The following is a 20339-nucleotide window of genomic DNA, read 5'->3' on the forward strand; positions in this document are numbered from 1 at the left end:
ACGGAGGGCCGACGGCGGACACACCCTCCAGGAATGCGACCCATCCCCGCTGCCTTGCGCGACGGTCCGTTCACGATCACTCATGCCGAGTCCCATGGTGTCTCGTACCGCCAGCTGCGCGGGGCCCGCTTCCGGTGCCTGCTCCACGGTGTGTACGCGTGTGCAGATCTCGAGATGACCCTCGTCCGGTGGCTGCGTGCCGCGCTCCTCGTCCTCCCCGGGGACGCGATCGCGAGCCACGTCACGGCTCTGCGACTCTGGGGCGTCGAGATCAGGAGCCTCCACCCGCTGCACTTCTCCACGAACACCCGCCTGTATCGCCGGCCAGGCGGCGTACGGCTCCATCGCCGCACCGGCAGGCTCCGCCCGTACGTGCGCGAGGGGATCGCGGCAACCGGAGCCGAACGGACGTTCGTCGACTGCGCAACGATGCTCACCCTCGTCGAGCTGGTCCAGGCCGCCGACGGGTTGATCCATCTGGGCCGCACGACCATGGGCGACCTGAGCGCCTATCTCACCGCGTGCCACATTCACGGCGTGGTGCGCGCGCGTCGTGCGTTCGCCTACGCGTGCGAGAGAGTCGAGTCTCCGATGGAGACCGTCGTCCGACTTGCCTTGATCTTCGCGCGGCTTCCCGTGCCAGAGACGAACCGCACGATCTACGACGAGCGAGGGCGTTTCGTCGCGCGGTGCGATCTCGTCTACTGGACGCACAAGGTGGTCGTCGAGTACGACGGAGAGTGGCACGAACGAAGCCGGGAGCAGCGGGCTCACGACCGTACGAGGCGCGAGCGGCTGGAGAAGCTCGGATGGACCGTCATCGTCGTCCTGGTCGAGGACCTCAAGGACAAGCAGGCGATCGTCTGGCGCGTCTACGGTGCCCTGCGCGACGCCGGTTATGACGGAGCGCGGCCGCACTTCAACGTGATGTGGACGCGCTGGTTCGCGTGACCGTTGCCCCGTCCTCCGCGTTGCGAATGCAACCTGACCGAATATGCCGAGGGAATCGGTCAGGTTGCTTTCACCACGCGGACGGGAGGGCGGTGCGGAAGGGAGCGCGTCAGACCTCGGAGACGACGACGTCGAGACGGTGGCCCTGCTCCTCGACGGTCCACCCGAGGTCGCGCCACGCGTCGGCGAGTGCGCCGACCGTACGAGGGGCAGCGCCCTGGATGAGAAGCTCGCGCACGAGCCTGCCCTTGGTTGCCTTGTTGAAGTGGCTCACGACGGTGCGCTTGCCTCCGGACTCGTGGAGGACGCGCACGGTCGCCGTCCGGGCGAGGACGTCGCGCGAGGGCTTCCACAGCGCCGTGTACGTCGAGGACCGCAGGTCGATCAGCAGGCCCGACCCGAGGGTCTCATTGACGACCGGTCCGAGCGCGTCGCGCCACTGGCTCGCCATCGTGCCGAGGCCGGGCAGCGTCACGTGGCCGGAGAGCCGGTAGGCAGGGATCCGGTCCGCCGGTCGCAGCAGCCCGAACAGCGCGCTCGCGAAGGCCAGCGACCGGCTCGCGCGTCGGCGCGCGGCCGCGTCGAGCGTGTCGAGGTCGAGCGCGGCATAGAGAACCCCGTCGTACACCGCATCTGCCCGTGCCGTCGGCTGCGACCACAGCGTGGCATCACGCGTGACCGCGTCGGCCTGCGTGGGCCCGAGACCGAGCACGTCTGCGGCCTTGTCCGGATCGGTGGCGCACAGCTCGACGAGCACGTCCGCGATCCGCTGCCGGGTGGCGGTGAGCTCGGGGAACGACAGCGTCGCGAGGTCGAGCGGACGGCCGCGCCGGAGGACGGACTTGCCTTCGGACGGGGGGAGGAGGACGAGCACGGAGCAAGCCTACGCAGCCGTCTTGGCAGCGAGTCGTCCGTCCTCGTGGTCGCTAGGGTGAGCGGCATGGCTCACGCGTACTACGCCGTCGCCCCCGAGGCCGTCCCCGCACTCGAAGGCCGCATCGACCTGCTCGCCGAGGAGCTCGGTGTCGACGCGGCGTTCCCGCCGGAGGTGCTGACCGAGGCCGATGCTGCGGCCGGCGACGCCGCGCTGCCCGCGCTCGACCGCACGGACCTGCCGCTGCTCACGATTGACCCGCCGGGTGCACGGGACCTCGACCAGGCGATGTTCCTCGAGCGCCGTGACGACGGCTACACCGTGCACTACGCGATCGCGGACGTCGCCTCGTTCGTCCGGCCCGGCGGCGCGATCGACCACGAGGCGCACCGCCGTGGCGAGACGTTGTACGCGCCGACGCGGCGGATCCCGCTCCACCCGCCGGCGCTGTCCGAGGACGCGGCGAGCCTGCTCCCCGGCGTCGTACGACCGGCACTGCTGTGGAGCATCGACCTCGACGCGCATGGCTCGCAGGTGGGAGCCCAGGTCGTGCGGGCCCGCGTGCGGAGCACGGCGCAGCTGGACTACGAGGGGGTACAGCAGCAGGTCGACGCGGGCGAGGGTCCCGAGACGCTCGGCCTGCTCCGCGAGATCGGCGAGCTGCGCCAACGGCTCGAGGCCGAGCGCGGCGGGGTCAGCCTGCCGCTGCCGACGCAGGAGATCGAGCCGGGCGCGGACGGGGCGTGGCGCCTGTCGTATCGAGAGCCCGTGCCGTCGGAGGGGTGGAACGAGCAGATCTCGCTCCTCACGGGCATGGCGGCCGCGGCGATGATGATCGAGGCACGGGTCGGTCTCGTACGGACGCTGCCGCCCGCTGACGAACGCGGCCTCGTCCGCTTGCGTCGGGCGGCGCGCGGTCTCGGCATCGCGTGGCCGGACGCGATGCCGTACCCGGAGTTCGTTCGTACGCTCGACCCTGCGCAGCCGCGGCACGTCGCGATGCTCGAAGCCTGCACGGGGCTCCTGCGCGGCGCCGGCTATGTGGCGTTCGACGGCGAGCTGCCCGCGCTCGTCGAGCACTCCGCGATCGCCGCCCCGTACGCGCACGCGACTGCCCCGCTGCGTCGGCTCGCCGACCGGTACGTGGGGGAGGTGTGCCTCGCGGTGAGTGCGGGCGAGCCCGTCCCCGACTGGGTGCGGCGCGCTCTCCCGGAGCTGCCGAAGGTGATGGCGGGCACCGGGAGGCTCGCGTCGTCGTTCGACCGGGCGGTGCTGGACCTGGTCGAGGCGGTGGTGCTCTCGGACTCCGTCGGCGAGATGTTCGAGGGCGTCGTCATCGACGCGGACGACAAGGATCCCGAGAAGGGCACCGTGCTGCTCGACGAGCCCGCGGTCGAGGGACGGGTCGTCGGGACGGCGCCGCTGCCGCTGGGCGAGCCCGTACAGGTCGTGCTCGACGAGGCGGACGTGGACGCGCGCGTCGTACGGTTCCGGCTCGCGCGCTGACCCACGTGCATCAGAGCGCGACGAGCCCCTCGATCAGCATCCACGCGCCGAACAGCGCGAACAGCGCCGCCGCACCGTACTTGATCGCCTTCTCGGGCAGCTTCTTGCCGAGCCACGCGCCGAGCATGATCGCGAGCGCGTCGGCCAGCACCATGCCGATCGTGCTGCCGATCCACGTGCCGAGCCAGTTCTCCTGCGTCGCGAGCGTGATGGTCGCGAGCATCGTCTTGTCGCCGAGCTCGGCGAGGAAGAACGCGCCGCCGACCGCCCAGACCGCGGCACCGCTGCTGCGCTGGGCCTTCTGCCGCTCCTCGGTGCTCAGCTGGTCACCACGCAACGTCCAGGCGGCGAAGACGAGGAACGCGACGCCGGCGGCGAGCGTGATCCAGTGCTGCGCGTCGGCGAACGTCTCGCCGATCCAGAAGCCGATGCCGACCGAGGCGAGGTGGACCACCGCCGTCGCAATCGTGATGCCGAGAAGCACGTCGCGCGGGCGGTAGCGAGTGGCGAATGTCATCGCCATCAGCTGGCTCTTGTCACCAAGCTCGGCCACGAAGATCACGGCGGTGCTCAGGAGCAGGGCGTACAGCATGAAAAAGTCTCCTCGTCGCCTGGACGAGGAGACTGCCTGGACGGCCCCTTCGACCAGGCACGTCCATAGGGTCGTGTTGCTGGCCGAAAGTCTCGTCCGCGCCACCGAGGTGACGCCTTCCGTACCGGACCCCGGAGGGTCAGTGTGTCGACACGGACGTTGGGGACTACTCCCTTTCGCTGCGTCCATCGTACGCCCGGGTGGTGCGGCGACCAAACCGGGTGACAGGTGGGCTACTGTGACAGGCGCGGATGAGTCGGCCGGGCGGCCGCGTCGTCCTTGGTGCGCACCAAGGACGCCGAGGAAGGTCCGGACTCCACAGAGCAACGGTGGTGGGTAACGCCCACCCACGGTGACGTGCGGGACAGTGCCACAGAAAACAGACCGCCAGCGGCCTCACGCCTTGTGCGTGAGGTGCGGGTAAGGGTGAAACGGTGGTGTAAGAGACCACCAGCGCCTCGGGTGACCGAGGTGGCTCGGTAAACCCCACTGGGAGCAAGACCAAGAAGGGCCTCAGGGTCCGCGCAGGTGCTGACGCTGCTCGCCGAGCCTGCGGGTAGGTTGCTAGAGCGTCGCGGTGACGCGGCGCCGAGAGAGATGGTCGCCGGGGCGGGGAGACGTCCTGACAGAATCCGGCCTACAGGCCGACTCATCCGCCCTGACGGGGTGACGCAAAGCGCCACCCCGTGCCGCTCAGCGGCGGACGGCGGTGCCGAGCAGGCCGCGGCGGTCCGCCCAGACCTCGAAGAGCACCGTGAAGAACGGCGGGATGCTCGACGCGAGCGCGGCGACGGCGACCTTGAACGACCAGCCGAACGTACGCCAGGCGATCAGGCACATCACGACGTACGCGACGAAGATGCCGCCGTGGATCGGGCCGAAGATCTGCACGCCGACCTCGGTCGTCTCGAGGATCCACTTGAAGAACATGCCGATCAGCAGCCCCGCCCACGAGACGGCCTCGGCGAAGGCCACGACGCGGAAGGCGAGGCGGGTACGGGGATGGGTCTGCGGGGGAGTGGCGGTGACGGTCACGGCACCGACCGTACTGGGTGGGTCCGCACGACCCGAGCCTGGTTACGACGATGCGTCGTAGCTCACGGGAGCGTGAGGATCTCGGCGCCGCTGTCGGTGACGAGCAGCGTGTGCTCGAACTGCGCGGTGCGGGCCTTGTCGCGTGTCGTTGCCGTCCAGCCGTCGTCCCACATGTCCCACTCGATCGTGCCGAGGGTCAACATCGGCTCAATCGTGAAGGTCATCCCCGGCTTGATCAAGGTGTCGTAACGCGGGTCGTCGTAGTGGGGGATGATCAGGCCGTCGTGGAACGCGGGCCCGACCCCGTGGCCGGTGAAGTCGCGCACGACACCGTAGCCGAAGCGCTTGGCGTACGACTCGATGACGCGTCCGATGACGTTGATCTCGCGGCCGGGCCGGACGGCGCGGATCGCCCGCATCAGCGCCTCGTGCGTCCGCTCGACGAGCAGGCGCGCCTCCTCGTCGACATCGCCGACGAGGTAGGTCTTGTTGGTGTCACCGTGGACGCCGCCGACGTACGCGGTGATGTCGATGTTGACGATGTCGCCGTCCTCGAGCGCACGCGCGTCGGGGATGCCGTGGCAGATCACCTCGTTGACGCTCGAGCACAGCGACTTTGGATAGCCGCGGTAGCCGAGGGTCGACGGGTAGGCGCCCTGGCTCACGAGGAACTCGTGCCCGATCGCGTCGAGCTCGTCGGTCGTCACGCCAGGGGTGATCGCAGCCTCGACCGCGTCGAGCGCCTGCGCGGCGATGCGCCCGGCCACCCGCATCGCGGCGATCGTCTCGGCGGAACGGACCTCGGGTCCGTCGTACGACGCGGGCTTGGCCTTGCCGACGTACTCGGGCACGGCGATCGTCGAGGGCACCGTACGGCGCGGGGACTGGGCGTGGGGGGTCAGCACGGTCACGCGACGAGTGTAGGTGTGGCTCCCGCACGCGCCGGCGCGCACGTCGCCGCCGTCGGGCAGGATGGGGGAAGGAGGTCGCGATGACGGACGAGAAGTTCTACTACTGCATCAAGCACCATGCGGTCGAGGGGGCCGACGGGTGTCGGGCGATCGATCGCCTCGGCCCGTACGACACGCGCGAGGAGGCCGAGCACGCGCTCGAGATCGCGCAGCAGCGCAACGAGCAGTGGGACAACGACCCCGACTGGAACGACGACGCCGAGGAGGGCCCGACCGCCTCAGCGTGAGGCCCCGGCCCGATCTGTCGGTGGCAGCCGCCATGATGGGCTCCTCGACAAGAGGAGCACCATGACTGCGCGACCCCACCCCTTTCACGACGTGAGCGCCGTGCGCGCGACGACCGACGGCTTCGAGGCCGAGGTCGACCCGGAGTGGTGCGTCGGCGAGAAGCCCAACGGGGGCTATCTCCTCGCGATGCTCGCCCGCGCCGCGACGCTGAGCGCGGGGCACGCGCACGTGGTCACCGCGTCGGCGCACTATCTCCACTCGCCCGACCCAGGTCCGGTCGAGATCGAGACGACCGTGCTCCGCAAGGGGCGCAGTGCCGACCATGTGCGGGCGACGATGCGGCAGGACGGTCGGCCCTGCGTCGAGGCGGTCCTCATGATCGGGCAGCTCGACGTCGCGACGACGCCCTACTGGGACCGTGGCGCGCCGCCTCGTCCGACGGCCGACCGCGAGCACGGCGTCCGCGTGCCAGGGACGAGCCCGACCGGGGTGCGCATCCGGGTGATGGATCAGGTTGACCTTCGCCTCGATCCCGCCACGCTCGGGTTCGGAGCGGGCCGCCCGAGCGGCTCCGGTGAACTACGAGGGTGGCTCGCCTTCCTCGACGACGCGGCGTTCGAGCCGGTCTCGCTCCTCTATGCGGTCGACTCGTTCCCGCCGGCGACGTTCGAGATCGCGCCCACGGACTGGGTGCCGACGTTGGAGATGACCGCGTACGTCCGGGCGCTCCCCGTGCCGGGGCCGTTGACGATCCTCCACCGTGCCCAGCTCGTCGAGGCGCAGCGCGTCGACGAGTCCACGTTCGTGTGGGACCGCGCCGGTCGCCTCGTCGCACAGGCGACGCAGCTCGCGGGGGTCCGGCTGGGCTGAGCCCCGGCACAGCCCGTGGCTAGAAGGTGTGCTCCTCGCCGGGGAACGTGCCGCCCTCGACGTCGGCGACGTACGCCCGAGCGGCGTCGAGCATCGTCGTCCGCAGGTCGGCGTACTTCTTCACGAACCGCGGCAGGCGGCCTGCGTTGAGGCCCATCATGTCCTGCCACACGAGCACCTGGGCGTCCGTGCCAGCACCGGCGCCGATGCCGATGGTCGGGATGTGGAGCTTGGCGGTGATCTCGGTGGCGACGTCGCCCGGCACCATCTCCATGACGACCGCGAACGCCCCGGCCTCCTGCACGGCGAGCGCGTCGGCGACGGTCTTCTGGGCGGCATCGCCACGCCCCTGGACGCGGTAGCCGCCGAGCGCGTGCTCCGACTGCGGTGTGAAGCCGATGTGCGCGCAGACCGGCACCCCACCGTCGACGAGCCGTCGGATCTGCGGGGCCATCTCGGCGCCGCCCTCGAGCTTGACGCCGTGCGCGTGGCCTTCCTTCATGAAGCGCACCGCGGTGTCGTACGCCTGCTCCGGCGAGCCCTGGTACGACCCGAACGGCAGGTCGGCGAGGACGAACGCGTACTTCGCGGAGCGCGAGACCGCACGCACGAGCGGGACGAGCTCGTCGACGCTCACAGGCAGCGACGACTCGTACCCGTAGACGTTGTTGGCCGCGGAGTCACCGACGAGGAGGATGTGCACGCCCGCCTCGTCGAAGATCTGCGCGGAGTACTGGTCGTACGAGGTGAGCATCGTCCACTTCTCACCGCGCTCCTTCATCTGCGCGAGCGTGTACGTCCGGACGCGCTTGCGCGCCGCGGGAGCGGTCGCGGGCGTCTGGGTGGAGCCGGTGCCGTAGGGCGCGGGCTCTTCCTGCGGGGCGCCGCCGCTGGGGGCGGAGGTGTTCTCGGACATCGTGATCCTTCGTTCTCGCAGCTCCCGGTTGGAGTCCACGGACGTCTTCAGACTGCCACGGGACCACCGGGTCGTCGTACCGGCTTCAGGTGACCTCTGATGTGTTTTGCGTTACATGACGGAAATCGTTTCGTCGCGCGCGAGAAGCCCGTCGCCGCCAGATTGAGTGCGCACGCATTTCATCGAGCGAAGAGGTGGAGTCGATGACCGAACGACAGACGACGAGGGACCGGCCCGGTCGCAGAAGACGCGGGCGGATCGCCGCACCGCTCGGAGTGCTCGCCCTGACGATCGGCGCGCTGGCCCCGGGGTCCGCGGCGGCAGACGAGCCCAGCCCTTACGAGCCGGGGCTGACGTCGATCGTCGAGGTGACGCTCGACGACCGCGGGGACTACGAGCGGCTCACCGCGCTCGGGCTGGACGAGATCAGTCACCACGGTGGTGGCGCGCAGGACGGCGGCGAGGTCGAGGTGATGCTGCACGCCGAGTCCGACGCGCGCACGCTGCGCAAGGCAGGCTTCGGGTGGGACGTCGTGGTCGAGGACGTGGACGCGGTCAATCGTGAGGCGCGCGCCGAGGAGAGCGCGGCCTCTGCAGCCGCCGCCGCCGACCCGAGCGAGCGCTCGGACCTGCCGACCGGCCGAGTCTCGTACCGGACGCTCCAGGAGGTCAGCGCGGAGCTGGCGAGCCTGGCGAAGCGCTATCCCAACACCGTCACGCTGTTCCGCCTGCCGCGCCCGTCGCTGCTCGGCACGCCCGTCTATGGCGTCGAGATCACGCACGACGTGAAGAAGGACAGCGGCAAGCCCGTCTTCCTGCTCACCGGTCTCACGCACTCGCGCGAGTGGCCGACGACCGAGCTCACGATGGAGTTCCTCTGGGACCTCGTCCAGAACGACCGCAGCGACGCACGCATCACGTCGATGCTCGAGCGGGGCCGCCTCGTCGCCGTGCCGGTCGTCAACCCCGACGGGTACGAGATGTCACGTGGGCTCGTCCACGAGCAGAAGCGCAAGAACTGCCGTGTCGTCGACGGCGAGGTCCCGACCCGCGCGCAGTGCGCGGCGGCGGAGTCCGCCAACGTGGGCGTCGACCTCAACCGCAACTACACGGCCTTCTGGGGCGGACCCGGATCGGGCGCGCGGACGACGGACAGCAACTATCGCGGTGCGGCCCCGGCGTCGGAGCCGGAGATCGCCAACATGATCGACCTCGTGAACGCCCACCAGGTCACGCTCGCGATCAGCAACCACACCCCGGACGAGCGGGTGCTGCGTGCCCCGAGCGCGCCGAACGAGCCCACCCCGGCTGAGGAAGCGATCTACCAGCAGATCGCCGAGATCCTCGGGCAGATCATGGGGTGGCCGGCCGGACCGTGGCCCGAGATCTACTACGACGCGAGCGGGACGGCCGAGCAGACATCGTTCTACACCAGCGGCACGTTCGCGTTCACGTTCGAGAACACGCCGGGCCATCGCGACAACGATCGGTTCCACCCGCCGTACCCGTCGGTGATCGACCAGTACCTCGGGACCGGCGAGTATGAGGGGTCGACCGCACGCGAGGCGTTCCTCACCGCGTTCGGGCAGGCGAGCGATCCCACCTACCACGCGCTGATCTCGGGCTCGGCGAAGCCGGGGACGGAGCTCGCCTTGCGCAAGGACGTCACGGTGACCAGCTCGCCGGTGACGCTTCCGGGTGAGAGCCTGCCGCTGACCCTGCCGGTCGACGACCGCGTCGAGACGACCTTGACTGTCCCGTCCAGCGGTCGCTTCTCGTGGCACGTCAACCCGTCGGACCGCCCGAGCCAGGCGGCCACGGCGAACATACGAGAGTCGTGGAGTCTGAGCTGCCGTCGCGGCAAGGGGGAGTGGAAGGACGCCGGGATGGTACGGGTGACCCGCGGGACGGAGGTCACGCTCGACCGTCAGGCGCTGCCGCGCAGCTGCTGAGCTGGCTGTACGCGTCCGGTGCCCGGGCGGTTGCTCGGGCACCGGAGGCGAACGGGCTCAGTCTGTGACGAGGTGCTCGCGCCAGCCATGGGTGATCGGGACCCGGCGGTCGCGACCGAAGTTGCGCCGCGTGACCTTGGGGCCCGGCGGGTACTGGCGGCGCTTGTACTCGGCGCGGTCGACCAGCGTCACCACCCGCTCGACCAGCTCGGGGTCGTAGCCCTCCGCGACCACCGCGGCCGCCGGCAGGTCGCGCTCGACGTACGCGTCGAGGATGCCGTCGAGGATCTCGTACGGGGGCAGCGAGTCGGTGTCGAGCTGGCCGGGACGCAACTCTGCCGACGGCGGCTTGCTGATCGCGTTCTCCGGGATCGGCGGCGTCTCGCCACGCGCGTCGGCGTACGCGTTGCGCCAGCGGGCGAGCTCCCAGACGAGGGTCTTGCGGACGTCCTTGATCGGGGCGTAGCCGCCGACCGCGTCACCGTAGATCGTCGAGTAGCCGGTCGCGACCTCGGACTTGTTGCCGCAGGCGAGCACGAGGTGGCCCTCCTGGTTGGACAGGCCCATCCAGACGACGGCACGCACGCGGGCCTGCAGGTTCTCCTCGGCGAGCCCGCTGAGGCCCAGCGCCTCCTGGAACGCGTCGACCATCGGCGCGATCGCGACTGTCCGCAGGTCGAGCCCCGTACGGCGTGCGAGCTCGGCGGCGTCGGAGCGCGAGTGCTCGGTCGAATACGCGCTGGGGTTGGAGACGCCGAAGACCCGGTCGGCGCCGAGCGCGTCGACGGCGATCGCGGCGCACAGCGTGGAGTCGATGCCGCCGGACAGGCCGAGCAGCACGGAGCGGAAGCCGTTCTTCTCGACGTAGTCGCGCAGGCCGACGACGAGTGCGCGATAGATCTCCTCGAGGTCGTCGAGCCGCGGGAGCACCGGGGAAGTGACCGACTCGTACGGGGCGACGGGCTCGGCGGTGATGACCGTACGGACGATGCGTAGCCCCGCGAACCGGGTGTCGGCCGGGGGCATCAGGCGCCGGGCCGCAGGCAGGTCCAGGTCGACGACGAGGAGCTCCTCGACGAACTGCGCCGTACGGGCGAGCAGCGTGCCTTCGGCATCGACCACGAGGGAGTCGCCGTCGAAGACGAGCTCGTCCTGGCCTCCGACCAGGTTGACGTAGGCGAGTGCGCAGTCGCCCTCGACCGCGCGTCGTCGGCACAGGTCGAGACGAACGTCGTCCTTGTTGGCCTCGTACGGGGAGCCGTTGGGGACGACGAGCAGGCCCGCACCGGACGCGCGGACGGCCGAGGCGATCCCGTCGCGCCAGAGGTCCTCGCAGATGAGCATCGCGACGTCCGTGCCGTTCACCTCGAGGACGTTGAGGATGTCACCGGGGACGAAGGTGCGGATCTCGTCACCGACGCCGTAGTTCCAGAGGTGGATCTTGGCCTGGCGCGCGACGATCTCCCCGCCGTGCATGACAGCGAGCGCGTTCTGGGGGGCGTTCTTGGGGATGCCGGGTCCTTCGGCGACGCCCTCGGCCTGGTCGAGGAAGCCGACGACGGCGACGAGGTCGCCGAGGCCCTCGGCGGCGAGCGTACGGGCGAGCTCCTCGGCCTTGGCCCGCGACGCGCCGACCACCGAGGCGCGCATCGCGAGGTCTTCGAGCGGGTAGCCGGTGAGCACCATCTCGGGGAACACGATGAGGTGGGCGCCAGCCTCGTGAGCGTCTCGGCAGCGGCTCAGCACGAGCTCGGCGTTGTGGTCGAAATCCCCGACGCGGGCGTTGACCTGGGCGAGAGCGACGCGAAGCTGAGGCACGTGGCGAGCCTAGCGTCCCCGATCTGTGCCGTCGGCCGCCGAGCTGCCCCAGCGATTCGGACCCGTTCACCCGGCCGTCACGAATCACGGGCACACTTGGCCCATGGGTAAGCAGGAAGACTTCGTGCTGCGTGCGCTCGAGGAGCGCGACGTCCGCTTCGTACGGCTGTGGTTCACCGACGTCCTCGGGCATCTGAAGTCCGTGGCGGTCGCGCCCGCGGAGCTCGAAGGCGCCTTCGACGAGGGCATCGGCTTCGACGGCTCGGCGATCGAGGGCTTCGCCCGCGTCCACGAGGCCGACATGCTCGCCAAGCCCGACCCGTCGACGTTCCAGATCCTTCCGTGGCGCGGCGAGACGCCGGCGACCGCGCGCATGTTCTGCGACATCCAGCTCCCCGACGGCAGCCCCTCGTACGCCGACCCGCGCTTCGTCCTCAAGCGGACGCTCGCGAAGGCCGCCGAGATGGGCTTCAGCTTCTACACGCACCCCGAGGTCGAGTTCTTCCTCTTCAAGGGCAAGCCCGAGAGCGGGACGCGCCCGGTCCCGGTCGACGACTCCGGCTACTTCGACCACACCGCGCAGGGTGGCGGCCAGGACTTCCGCCGCGAGGTCATTACGATGCTCGAGGCGATGGGCATCTCCGTCGAGTACAGCCACCACGAGGGCGCTCCGGGCCAGCAGGAGATCGACCTGCGCTACGCCGACGCGCTGACGACGGCCGACAACATCATGACCTTCCGTACGGTCGTCCGTGAGGTCGCGCTGGGCCAGGGCCTGTGGGCGAGCTTCATGCCCAAGCCGTTCACCGACCACCCGGGCTCGGGCATGCACACCCACATGAGCCTGTTCGAGGGCGACGAGAACGCGTTCTACGAGGCCGGCTCCGAGTACCAGCTCTCGCGCACCGGGCGCTCGTTCATCGCCGGCATCCTCCAGCACACGTCGGAGATCACCGCGATCACCAACCAGTGGGTCAACTCGTACAAGCGCCTCATCTTCGGCGGTGAGGCCCCGTCGTACGTCTGCTGGGGCCACAACAACCGCTCGGCGCTTGTCCGGGTGCCGATGTACAAGCCGCACAAGGGCGGCTCGGCCCGCATCGAGCACCGCGCGATCGACGCCGGCTGCAACCCGTACCTCGCGTTCGCCGTGGTGCTCGCGGCTGGCCTGAAGGGTATCGAGGAGGGGTACGAGCTCCCGCCGGAGGCCGAGGACGACGTCTGGGCGCTGACCGAGACCGAGCGCCGTGCGCTGGGCATCGCGCCGCTGCCCCGCAACCTCGACGAGGCGATCCGTGAGATGGAGAGCAGCGAGCTGGTCGCCGAGACGCTGGGCGAGCACGTGTATGACTTCTTCCTGCGCAACAAGCGGGCGGAGTGGCACGAGTATCGCTCGCAGGTGACGCAGTTCGAGCTCGACCGGCTGGTGACTCGGGTCTGAGCGTGTCGGAGGAGCGAAGACCGCAGCGCCTGCGGACGACGTCGGGCTGGCTCGCGCGGCTCGGGTTCACCGACGCCGACGCCGCGGCGTCGCTGCTCGACGACTGCGGCATCCGCTCCGCCGCGATCGTCGAGCGGGTCGCGCACGGCGCCGACCCCGACCTCGCGCTGCGGATGCTGTGCGCGATCGCGGCCGCGTTCGAGGGGGAGGCGACGCTCGAGGAGCACCTCGAGGCCGACGCCGAGCTGCTCACGCGGCTGGTCGCCGTGCTCGGCGCGAGCCAGGCGCTCGGCGAGTTCCTCGTCCGCCGGCCCGCGGTGGTGCTCGACCTGCGGGCGACGACGATGCCGCTCGAGCCGCGCGACCAGGCGGCGTTCGAGTCCGTGCTCGGCGAGGTGGCCGACGGCGACGCGCTGCGCATCGCGTACCGGCGCCAGCTGGTGCAGATCGCCGCGCGCGACCTGACCCGGCGCAGCAGCTACGAGCAGACCTCGGCCGAGCTCGCTGACCTGGCAGGTGCCACGCTCGCGTCGGCGCTGCGCCTGGCGCGCGAGCAGGTCGAGGGCGCCGAGCAGGCTCGCCTCGCGGTGATCGCGATGGGCAAGTGCGGCGGCCGCGAGCTCAACTACGTCAGCGATGTCGACGTCGTCTTCGCGTACGCCCCTGTCGACGGCGTCGAGGAGCAGCGGGCCGCCCGGGTGGCCACCCAGCTCGCCTCGACACTCATGCGCCTGTGCAGCGACCACACCCGCGAGGGCACGATCTGGGAGGTCGACGCCAACCTCCGACCAGAGGGCAAGGACGGCCCGCTCGTCCGTACGGTCGCCAGCCACGTCGCTTACTACGAGCGCTGGGCGAGCACGTGGGAGTTTCAGGCGCTGCTCAAGGCGCGACCGGTCGCGGGCGACGCCGACCTCGGTCGGGAGTACGTCGACGCACTGATGCCGAGGGTGTGGCAGGCCGCGACGCGCCCGCACTTCGTCGTCGACACGCGGGCGATGCGCCGCCGGGTGATCGACAACATCCCGCCTCAGCAGCTCGACCGGGAGCTCAAGCTCGGGCCGGGCGGCCTGCGTGACGTCGAGTTCGCCGTGCAGCTCCTCCAGCTCGTCCACGGGCGTACGGACGAACGCCTGCGGGTCCGCTCGACCACCGACGCGCTGCGGGCGCTCGTCGACGGCGGGTACGTCGGCCGCACGGACGGGGCCGCGATGACCGAGGCGTACACGTTCCTCCGCACGTTCGAGCACCGCATCCAGCTCGACGGCCTGCGGCGTACGCACCTCGTCCCGACCGACCCGCGCACCTTGCGCATGATCGGGCGGACGCTGGCGTTCCGTACCGACCCTGCCGCGAACCTCCTTAAGGAGTGGCAGGCCCAGCGTCGTGAGGTCCTGCGGCTCCATCAGAAGCTTTTCTACCGCCCGCTGCTCGACGCGGTCGCGGCGATGCCGTCGGACGCCCTGCGGCTGACCCCGGAGGCGGCGCGGGCGCGGCTGGAGGCCCTCGGCTACGACGACCCGCGCGCGGCGCTCACGCACATCGCCGCGCTCACCACCGGCGTCCGGCGGTCGGCGGCGATCCAGCGCCAGCTCATGCCGGCGATGCTCGCGTGGTTCGCGGAGTCACCCAACCCCGACGGAGGGCTGCTCGCGTTCCGCAAGGTCTCGGAGAGCCTCGGGGCGACGCACTGGTATCTCCGCAAGCTGCGCGACGAGGGCGAGGGCGCCGAGCAGCTCGCCAAGATTCTCGCCGGAAGCGCGTACGTCACCGACCTGATCCTGCGGGCGCCCGAGGCGGTCGCGATCCTCGGCGACGACGCCGAGCTCGCTCCACGCAGCCTGGAGCGCATCGCGACCGAGACTCGTTCGGCGGCGCGTCGCCACGACGACCCGAAGGAAGCGATCCGTACGGTGCGCCGGGTCCGTCGCCGCGAGCTGTCGCGCGTGGCGACCTCCGACGTCCTCGGTCGGCTCGACGTCGTCGACGTCGGTCACGCACTCAGCGACATCAGCGTCGCCACGCTGGAGGCGGCGCTCGAGGTCGCGACGCGCACCGTGGCGACGCAGCGCGGTGGTGAGGTGCCGACCCGGATCTCGGTCGTCCTCATGGGGCGCCTCGGTGGACGCGAGGCGGGGTACGGGTCCGACGCCGACGTGATGTTCGTGCACGACCCGCTGCCCGGCGCGGACGAGTCGGCTGCGAGCCAGTCGGCGATCGCCGTCGCGACCGAGCTGCGGCGCATCCTCGCAGGGGCCGGACCCGACCCGGCGCTCGAGGTCGACGCCGACCTGCGCCCCGAGGGACGCTCGGGTCCGCTCGTGCGCACGCTCGCCTCGTACCGTGCCTACTACGCGCGCTGGTCGATGGTGTGGGAGGCGCAGGCGCTGCTCCGTGCCGCCCCCGTCATCGGCGACGCCGCGCTCAACGCGGCGTTCCGCGACCTCGTCGACCCGCTGCGCTGGCCCGCCGACGGTGTCTCGGAGCAGGACGTGCGAGAGATCCGCCGGATCAAGGCGCGCGTCGACTCCGAGCGGCTGCCGAGGGGTGCCGACCCGGCCACCCACCTCAAGCTCGGGCGCGGAGGCATCGCCGATATCGAGTGGACCGTCCAGCTGATGCAGATGCAGTACGCCCACGAGATCGACGGTCTGAGGACCACCGAGACGCTGCCGGCGCTGCATGCGGCGGTGAGCGCGGGCCTGATCGCCGCCGACGATGCCGCGGTGCTGGAGGCCGCGTGGCGGCTCGCGGGCCGGATCCGCAACGGCTACGTGCTGCTGCGCAACCGTCCCGCGGCCTCGCTTCCCTCGAACGCCAACGACCGCGCAGGAATCGCGTGGTTGCTCGGCTACGGGATCGATGGCGGGGAGCACATGGTCGACGACTACCTACGGACGACGCGACGTGCGCGCCAGGTGGTCGAACGCCTCTTCTGGGGCTAGCCGTAGCCAGCGCCCGGGCGGGTCATGGCCGGCCGGTTGCGGGGACCGGCCGGCCATCTCGTGTTGCTTTACCCTGCGGTGCGCTCGCCCGTGAGGAGAGCGGCACGTTCCCCTGTGGTGAGACCTCCCCAGACGCCATATGGCTCCTTCACCTTGAGCGCGTGCTGCAAGCACTGGTCACGGACCACGCAACGCGCGCAGTACGTCTTGGCCAGGTGCTCACGAGCGTGCCGACGGGGGCCGCGCTCGGACTCAGGAGAGAAGAACGTCTCGGGGTCTGCCTCACGACAGGCTCCCTCGTACTGCCATTCGTACGCCTCCATCAGAGGCATTGGAAGGCGGGCAATGCTTGCCATGTTGGTACCCCCTATGAATCAACGCGGCATGCAACTGGTTCAGAACTTATCCAAATCTGATTCAGTGCACAAGATCCGTGTGGCGGGAGGCACGTGCACACGCGACACTCGATGACGAGATACTCCTTCGAGGGCGAGAGTGGGGCGACTGCCCTGGACTCCGACGAACTACCGACCACCAAGCCGCTCGAGGCGGCGCTGGAGACGAGCATGGGCGACGAATCTGAGCTCCTCTGGGGTGTGGGTGCGGTCGCCGAGCGTGTGGGCATCGCGACGCCCACACTGCGGACGTGGGAGCGCCGGTACGGCATCGGGCCGAGCCAGCGCACCGGCGGCGGGCACCGGCGCTACACCGAGACCGACATCCGTCGCGTCCAGCTGATGAACCGGATCGTCTCTAGCGGTGTCTCGGCGCAGTCGGCCGCTCGGGTCGCGCTCTCGCTCGACGCGGGCGGTCTCGTCGCCGCGCTCGCCTCGGACGACCCGCTCTACCACGCCCCTGGTCACGTCATCGCCACGCCGGACGAGTCGGTCACGCGGATCGTCGGCGGCGCCGCCGCCCTCGACGTCGTCGGACTGACCACGGTCCTCGCCGACGCCGTACGCGACTGGGGCGTCCTCGGGGCGTGGGTCAACGTCCTCGCGCCCGCGTTGCGCGAGGTCAGCGACGGAGTCGAGGCGGGCATCATCGGCGTGGAGTCGCAGCGCATCGCGCTGGAGCGGCTCGAGGTGGAGCTGCGCTCGGTCGCGAGGACGTACGCGCCGCGCTACGTCGGAGCGCGACCGCTCGTCCTGGCCTCCGTCGACGCCGAGGCCGAGTCGCTCGCGCTCCTCGCGCTCGAGGCGGCGCTGGCCGGCAAGGGCATCGCGGTGCTCTCGCTCGGGTTCGAGGTCACCGCCGACGCCGTCGCGGGTCTGCTGCGACGGGTGACACCTGCCGCGGTCTATCTGTGGGCAAGCCACGCTCCGGATTCGGGAGTCGTCGACGCCATCGCGACGTCGGCAGGCGAGGGGCCCGTGGTCCTCGTCGGGGGATCTGGGTGGTCCGAGTCGGCCGGGAGCGTCGGCGCCGCTCGCCTGGAGCCCGCGCCCGACCTGCTCGCGACGGCCGACCGGCTCGTCGGCCTGCTGCAGGGCACTCCCGCCACCCGCTGAGCCGCGGCGGGGTCAGCTGAGTCCGAGATCGCGCGCCAGGCGATCGATGAGGGCATCCATGTAGGCCGACGTGGGCAGCTCGGCGGGGTAGTGACCCCAGAGCTCGAACGACACCGTCCCGAAGATCGTCGTCCATGCCATCAGGGTGCGCATCGTCACCTCGCCAGGAAGGCTCGTGCCGGTGGCGTCCTCGACGAACACGTCGACCGGCTCGACGATCGCGCGGAGCGTGGTGCCCGTCGTCTCGCCAGCGGGCACCGCGCGTCCCCGCCATGAGTCGGCGACGATCCGGACGAGCGTGGTCGTGACACGCTGTGCCGGCGTCACGGTGTCCTCTGGAGCGGCGTACCCCTGCACTGGGGTCCCGTAGATCAGCGCGTAGTCGTTGGGATGGGCGAGGGACCAGTCGCGTATGGCATGGGTGAAGGCCGCGAGGCGCTTCGCGGTGCGCGAGCGGTCCTGCACCGCAGCATCGGCGGCCTCGACGTGTGCGCCGAGCTCGTCGTAGACCTCGACGAGCAAGGCGGTCAGGAGGGCATCACGGCTGGGGAAGTAGCGGTAGACGGCCGACGACACGAGGTCGAGCTCGCGGGCGATGGCGCGGAAGGACAGGGCGTCAGGAGGCGTCTGGGCGAGGTGGTCGCGGGCGATGCGGAGGATCGCGGCGACCGTCTCATCACGGCTGCGGCGCTTGCGTCCGGTTGGTTCGGTGGGCGGCACGGACTCTAGGATGCCATAGATGAGAGCAGTGCTCTCGACAATCGGCCGCCGAGGTCGTACGGTGAGACGAGAGCAGTGCTCTCCTCCATCGAAAGGACATCATCATGCAGGACCACCACGTGATCGTCGGAGCCGGGGCAGTCGGCCGGGAGGTGGCGGCCCAGCTCGTCGAACGCGGCTCTCGGGTCACCGTCGTGACACGGCGCGGCACCGCCGTCCCTGGCGCGACAGCGGTCGCGGCGGACGCCTCGGACGCGGCTGTGCTCCTGACCGCGGTCGACGGTGCCGACGCCCTCCACAACTGTGCAAACCCGTCGTACACGACCTGGACGACGGTCTGGCCGCCGCTCGCCGGATCGATGCTCGCGGCGACCGAGAAGTCGGGCGCCCTGCTCGTGATCACGGGCAACCTCTATCCGTACGGGCCGGTCGATGCGCCGATGACCGAGGGGATGCCCGATGCCGCGACCGATCCCAAAGGCAAGGTGCGCGGCAGGATGTGGGCCGAGGCGCTCGCGGCGCACCAGGCCGGGCGCGTGCGCGCGGTGGAGGTGCGCGGCTCGGACTACGTCGGCAAGGACGTCGGCGCCAACGGCGTCCTCACCCGTCTGGTCCCGACCGCCTTGCGCGGGCGACCGGTGTGGACCCTCGGGCGCGCCGACCTCCCGCACTCGTGGACCGATGTGCGTGACGTGGCGCGGACGCAGATCGCCCTCTCCGACCGACCGGAGCTGGCCGGTCGGGTCTGGCACGTGCCGAGCAATCCACCCCGGAGTCAGCAGGAGGCGCTCGACGACGTGATGGCGGCAGCCGGGCGACGATCGGTGCCGGTCCGGACGGTCCCTGACATCGGCGTACGCGCCATGGGGCGGTTCGTGCCGATGATGCGCGAGCTGGCCGAGACGAACTACCAGCGGACCCGCCCGTACCTGCTCGACTCCTCCGACGCCGAGCGCACCCTCGGGCTGGCTCCGACACCGTGGGACGAGGTCTGCCGTCGCACCGTGACGAACTGAGCCGCCGTCTGCGGCCACTGCCTCAGCCCGCCATGAGCGCCTTCATCGGGTCGCCGTACCGCTCGAGCCGGTCGCCCACCTCGGAGTACAGCACCTGGCGCACCGACGGCGGGTCCTCCAGCTCGTCCCACGTCCGGGGTGCCGCGACCCACGGACGGGACCGACCGCGCAGCGAGTACGGCGTGACGGTCGTCTTGGCACGCACGTTCTGGCTCCAGTCCAAGAACACCTTGCCCGTACGGTCAGAGCGTCTCATCGCCGAGAGCACGCGATCAGGGTGCTCACCGGACAGCTCGTCGGCGATCGCGCGGGCGTAGTCGCGCAGCGCATCGGGCGACGACTCGCGACCGTGCGACGCGTACAGGTGCAGCCCCTTGCTCCCGCTCGTGACCGGGACGGTCGTCCACCCGTCTGCCTCCAGGCGGTCGCGTACGAGATGGCCGACGAGTACGGCTTCCTCCAGCCCGGCGGGTGCGCCCGGGTCGAGATCGATGACCAGGCGGTCAGCGTCGCGGATCCCGCCACGTGGCCCCACCGTCCACTGGGGCGTGTGCAGCTCCAGCGCCGCGAGGTTCGCGAGCCACACGAGGTCGGCCCGGTGCTCGACCACCGGGAAGACGAGCGAGTCGCGTCCCGTGGAGCTCCCAGGCGTGGCGACCTCGACCGTACGGACCCAGTCGGGCGTTCCGCGTGGGACGTTCTTCTCGAAGAACGCGTCGGCCTCGACCCCGTCGGGCCAGCGCTTGCGCGTGCACGGGCGGTCGGCGAGCTGGGCCAGGAGCTGCTCGGCCACGGACAGGACATACCGGATGACGTCGTACTTGGTCGTCTTGTCGTCGGGATAGAGCACTTTGTCGAGGTTGCTGACCTTCAACGACCGACCGTCGACGTCCAGGGTGCTCGAGCTCATGTCTCACGATGGCACGGGCGACACGGACAAGCACGACTGGCGGGACCCTGCAGCGGGTCTAGATTGCGCGTGAGAAGGGGGTG

General features: G+C 70.6%; 18 protein-coding genes and 1 other RNA gene. 10 read left to right on the forward strand and 9 right to left on the reverse strand.

Annotated features, from left to right (window positions below):
- Positions 1-33: 33 nt before the first annotated feature.
- The gene (locus tag H4N58_RS07195) at positions 34-951 is read left to right on the forward strand and encodes a DUF559 domain-containing protein (protein ID WP_167251931.1); all 918 of its coding nucleotides are present in this window, start codon (positions 34-36) and stop codon (positions 949-951) included.
- A 109-nt stretch (positions 952-1060) separates the two neighbouring features.
- Here H4N58_RS07195 and yaaA read toward each other — a convergent pair whose 3' ends face one another.
- The gene (gene yaaA / locus H4N58_RS07200; RefSeq protein WP_167251930.1) at positions 1061-1825 is read right to left on the reverse strand and encodes a peroxide stress protein YaaA; all 765 of its coding nucleotides are present in this window, start codon (positions 1823-1825) and stop codon (positions 1061-1063) included.
- A gap of 66 nt (positions 1826-1891) precedes the next feature.
- Between yaaA and H4N58_RS07205 the strand changes: the two genes are divergently transcribed.
- On the forward strand, positions 1892-3331 hold the full coding sequence (locus tag H4N58_RS07205) for an RNB domain-containing ribonuclease (RefSeq protein WP_167251929.1): 1440 nt from the start codon (positions 1892-1894) through the stop codon (positions 3329-3331).
- Positions 3332-3341: 10 nt separating this feature from the next.
- On the opposite strand, the gene H4N58_RS07210 is transcribed toward H4N58_RS07205, so the two are convergent.
- Positions 3342-3923, reverse strand: a complete 582-nt coding sequence (locus H4N58_RS07210) for a TMEM165/GDT1 family protein (RefSeq protein WP_167251928.1) — start codon at positions 3921-3923, stop codon at positions 3342-3344.
- A gap of 252 nt (positions 3924-4175) precedes the next feature.
- Here H4N58_RS07210 and rnpB point away from each other — a divergent pair.
- Positions 4176-4579: RNase P RNA component class A (rnpB, locus tag H4N58_RS07215), an RNA gene on the forward strand.
- Positions 4580-4616: 37 nt separating this feature from the next.
- Here rnpB and H4N58_RS07220 read toward each other — a convergent pair.
- Both H4N58_RS07220 and map read right to left on the reverse strand, forming a co-directional pair.
- Positions 4617-4958 (reverse strand): DUF3817 domain-containing protein, encoded by a 342-nt coding sequence (locus H4N58_RS07220; protein WP_167251927.1) that lies wholly within the window; start codon positions 4956-4958, stop codon positions 4617-4619.
- Between the two features lie 62 nt (positions 4959-5020).
- Entirely contained in the window at positions 5021-5869 is an 849-nt protein-coding gene (gene map, locus H4N58_RS07225) for a type I methionyl aminopeptidase (protein WP_167251926.1), read from the reverse strand.
- An 80-nt stretch (positions 5870-5949) separates the two neighbouring features.
- On the opposite strand from map, the gene H4N58_RS07230 reads away from it, so the two are divergent.
- Complete coding sequence (locus tag H4N58_RS07230; protein ID WP_167008101.1) at positions 5950-6156, forward strand: hypothetical protein; 207 nt, start codon at positions 5950-5952, stop codon at positions 6154-6156.
- Between the two features lie 61 nt (positions 6157-6217).
- Entirely contained in the window at positions 6218-7027 is an 810-nt protein-coding gene (locus H4N58_RS07235) for a thioesterase family protein (RefSeq protein ID WP_167008104.1), read from the forward strand.
- Positions 7028-7046: 19 nt separating this feature from the next.
- Here H4N58_RS07235 and panB read toward each other — a convergent pair whose 3' ends face one another.
- The gene (gene panB / locus H4N58_RS07240; RefSeq protein ID WP_167251925.1) at positions 7047-7943 is read right to left on the reverse strand and encodes a 3-methyl-2-oxobutanoate hydroxymethyltransferase; all 897 of its coding nucleotides are present in this window, start codon (positions 7941-7943) and stop codon (positions 7047-7049) included.
- A gap of 203 nt (positions 7944-8146) precedes the next feature.
- Between panB and H4N58_RS07245 the strand changes: the two genes are divergently transcribed.
- Positions 8147-9895: a zinc carboxypeptidase gene (locus H4N58_RS07245; RefSeq protein ID WP_167251924.1), complete on the forward strand. Its 1749-nt coding sequence runs from the start codon at positions 8147-8149 to the stop codon at positions 9893-9895.
- A 57-nt stretch (positions 9896-9952) separates the two neighbouring features.
- Here H4N58_RS07245 and H4N58_RS07250 read toward each other — a convergent pair whose 3' ends face one another.
- On the reverse strand, positions 9953-11713 hold the full coding sequence (locus H4N58_RS07250; RefSeq protein WP_167251923.1) for an NAD+ synthase: 1761 nt from the start codon (positions 11711-11713) through the stop codon (positions 9953-9955).
- A gap of 103 nt (positions 11714-11816) precedes the next feature.
- On the opposite strand from H4N58_RS07250, the gene glnA reads away from it, so the two are divergent.
- Positions 11817-13154: a type I glutamate--ammonia ligase gene (gene glnA / locus H4N58_RS07255; protein ID WP_167008116.1), complete on the forward strand. Its 1338-nt coding sequence runs from the start codon at positions 11817-11819 to the stop codon at positions 13152-13154.
- Positions 13155-13156: 2 nt separating this feature from the next.
- Positions 13157-16099, forward strand: coding sequence for a bifunctional [glutamine synthetase] adenylyltransferase/[glutamine synthetase]-adenylyl-L-tyrosine phosphorylase (locus H4N58_RS07260; RefSeq protein ID WP_208322958.1), 2943 nt, complete (start codon positions 13157-13159; stop codon positions 16097-16099).
- A gap of 68 nt (positions 16100-16167) precedes the next feature.
- Here H4N58_RS07260 and H4N58_RS07265 read toward each other — a convergent pair whose 3' ends face one another.
- Positions 16168-16455 (reverse strand): WhiB family transcriptional regulator, encoded by a 288-nt coding sequence (locus H4N58_RS07265; protein ID WP_167008119.1) that lies wholly within the window; start codon positions 16453-16455, stop codon positions 16168-16170.
- Positions 16456-16566: 111 nt separating this feature from the next.
- Here H4N58_RS07265 and H4N58_RS07270 point away from each other — a divergent pair, with 111 nt between their 5' ends.
- Positions 16567-17610, forward strand: coding sequence for a MerR family transcriptional regulator (locus H4N58_RS07270; protein ID WP_167251922.1), 1044 nt, complete (start codon positions 16567-16569; stop codon positions 17608-17610).
- A gap of 12 nt (positions 17611-17622) precedes the next feature.
- Here the strand turns inward: H4N58_RS07270 and H4N58_RS07275 are convergent, their stop codons facing one another.
- The gene (locus tag H4N58_RS07275) at positions 17623-18330 is read right to left on the reverse strand and encodes a TetR/AcrR family transcriptional regulator (RefSeq protein WP_243843104.1); all 708 of its coding nucleotides are present in this window, start codon (positions 18328-18330) and stop codon (positions 17623-17625) included.
- 104 nt (positions 18331-18434) lie between these two features.
- Between H4N58_RS07275 and H4N58_RS07280 the strand changes: the two genes are divergently transcribed.
- Positions 18435-19346 carry an NAD-dependent epimerase/dehydratase family protein gene (locus tag H4N58_RS07280; protein ID WP_167251921.1) on the forward strand — a complete coding sequence of 304 codons (912 nt, stop codon included), beginning with the start codon at positions 18435-18437 and terminating at the stop codon, positions 19344-19346.
- A gap of 22 nt (positions 19347-19368) precedes the next feature.
- On the opposite strand, the gene ligD is transcribed toward H4N58_RS07280, so the two are convergent.
- Positions 19369-20256, reverse strand: a complete 888-nt coding sequence (gene ligD / locus H4N58_RS07285) for a non-homologous end-joining DNA ligase (RefSeq protein ID WP_167008128.1) — start codon at positions 20254-20256, stop codon at positions 19369-19371.
- Between the last annotated feature and the right edge of the window lie 83 nt (positions 20257-20339).

The organism is Mumia sp. ZJ1417 (genome assembly GCF_014127285.1).
GTDB lineage: Bacteria > Actinomycetota > Actinomycetes > Propionibacteriales > Nocardioidaceae > Mumia.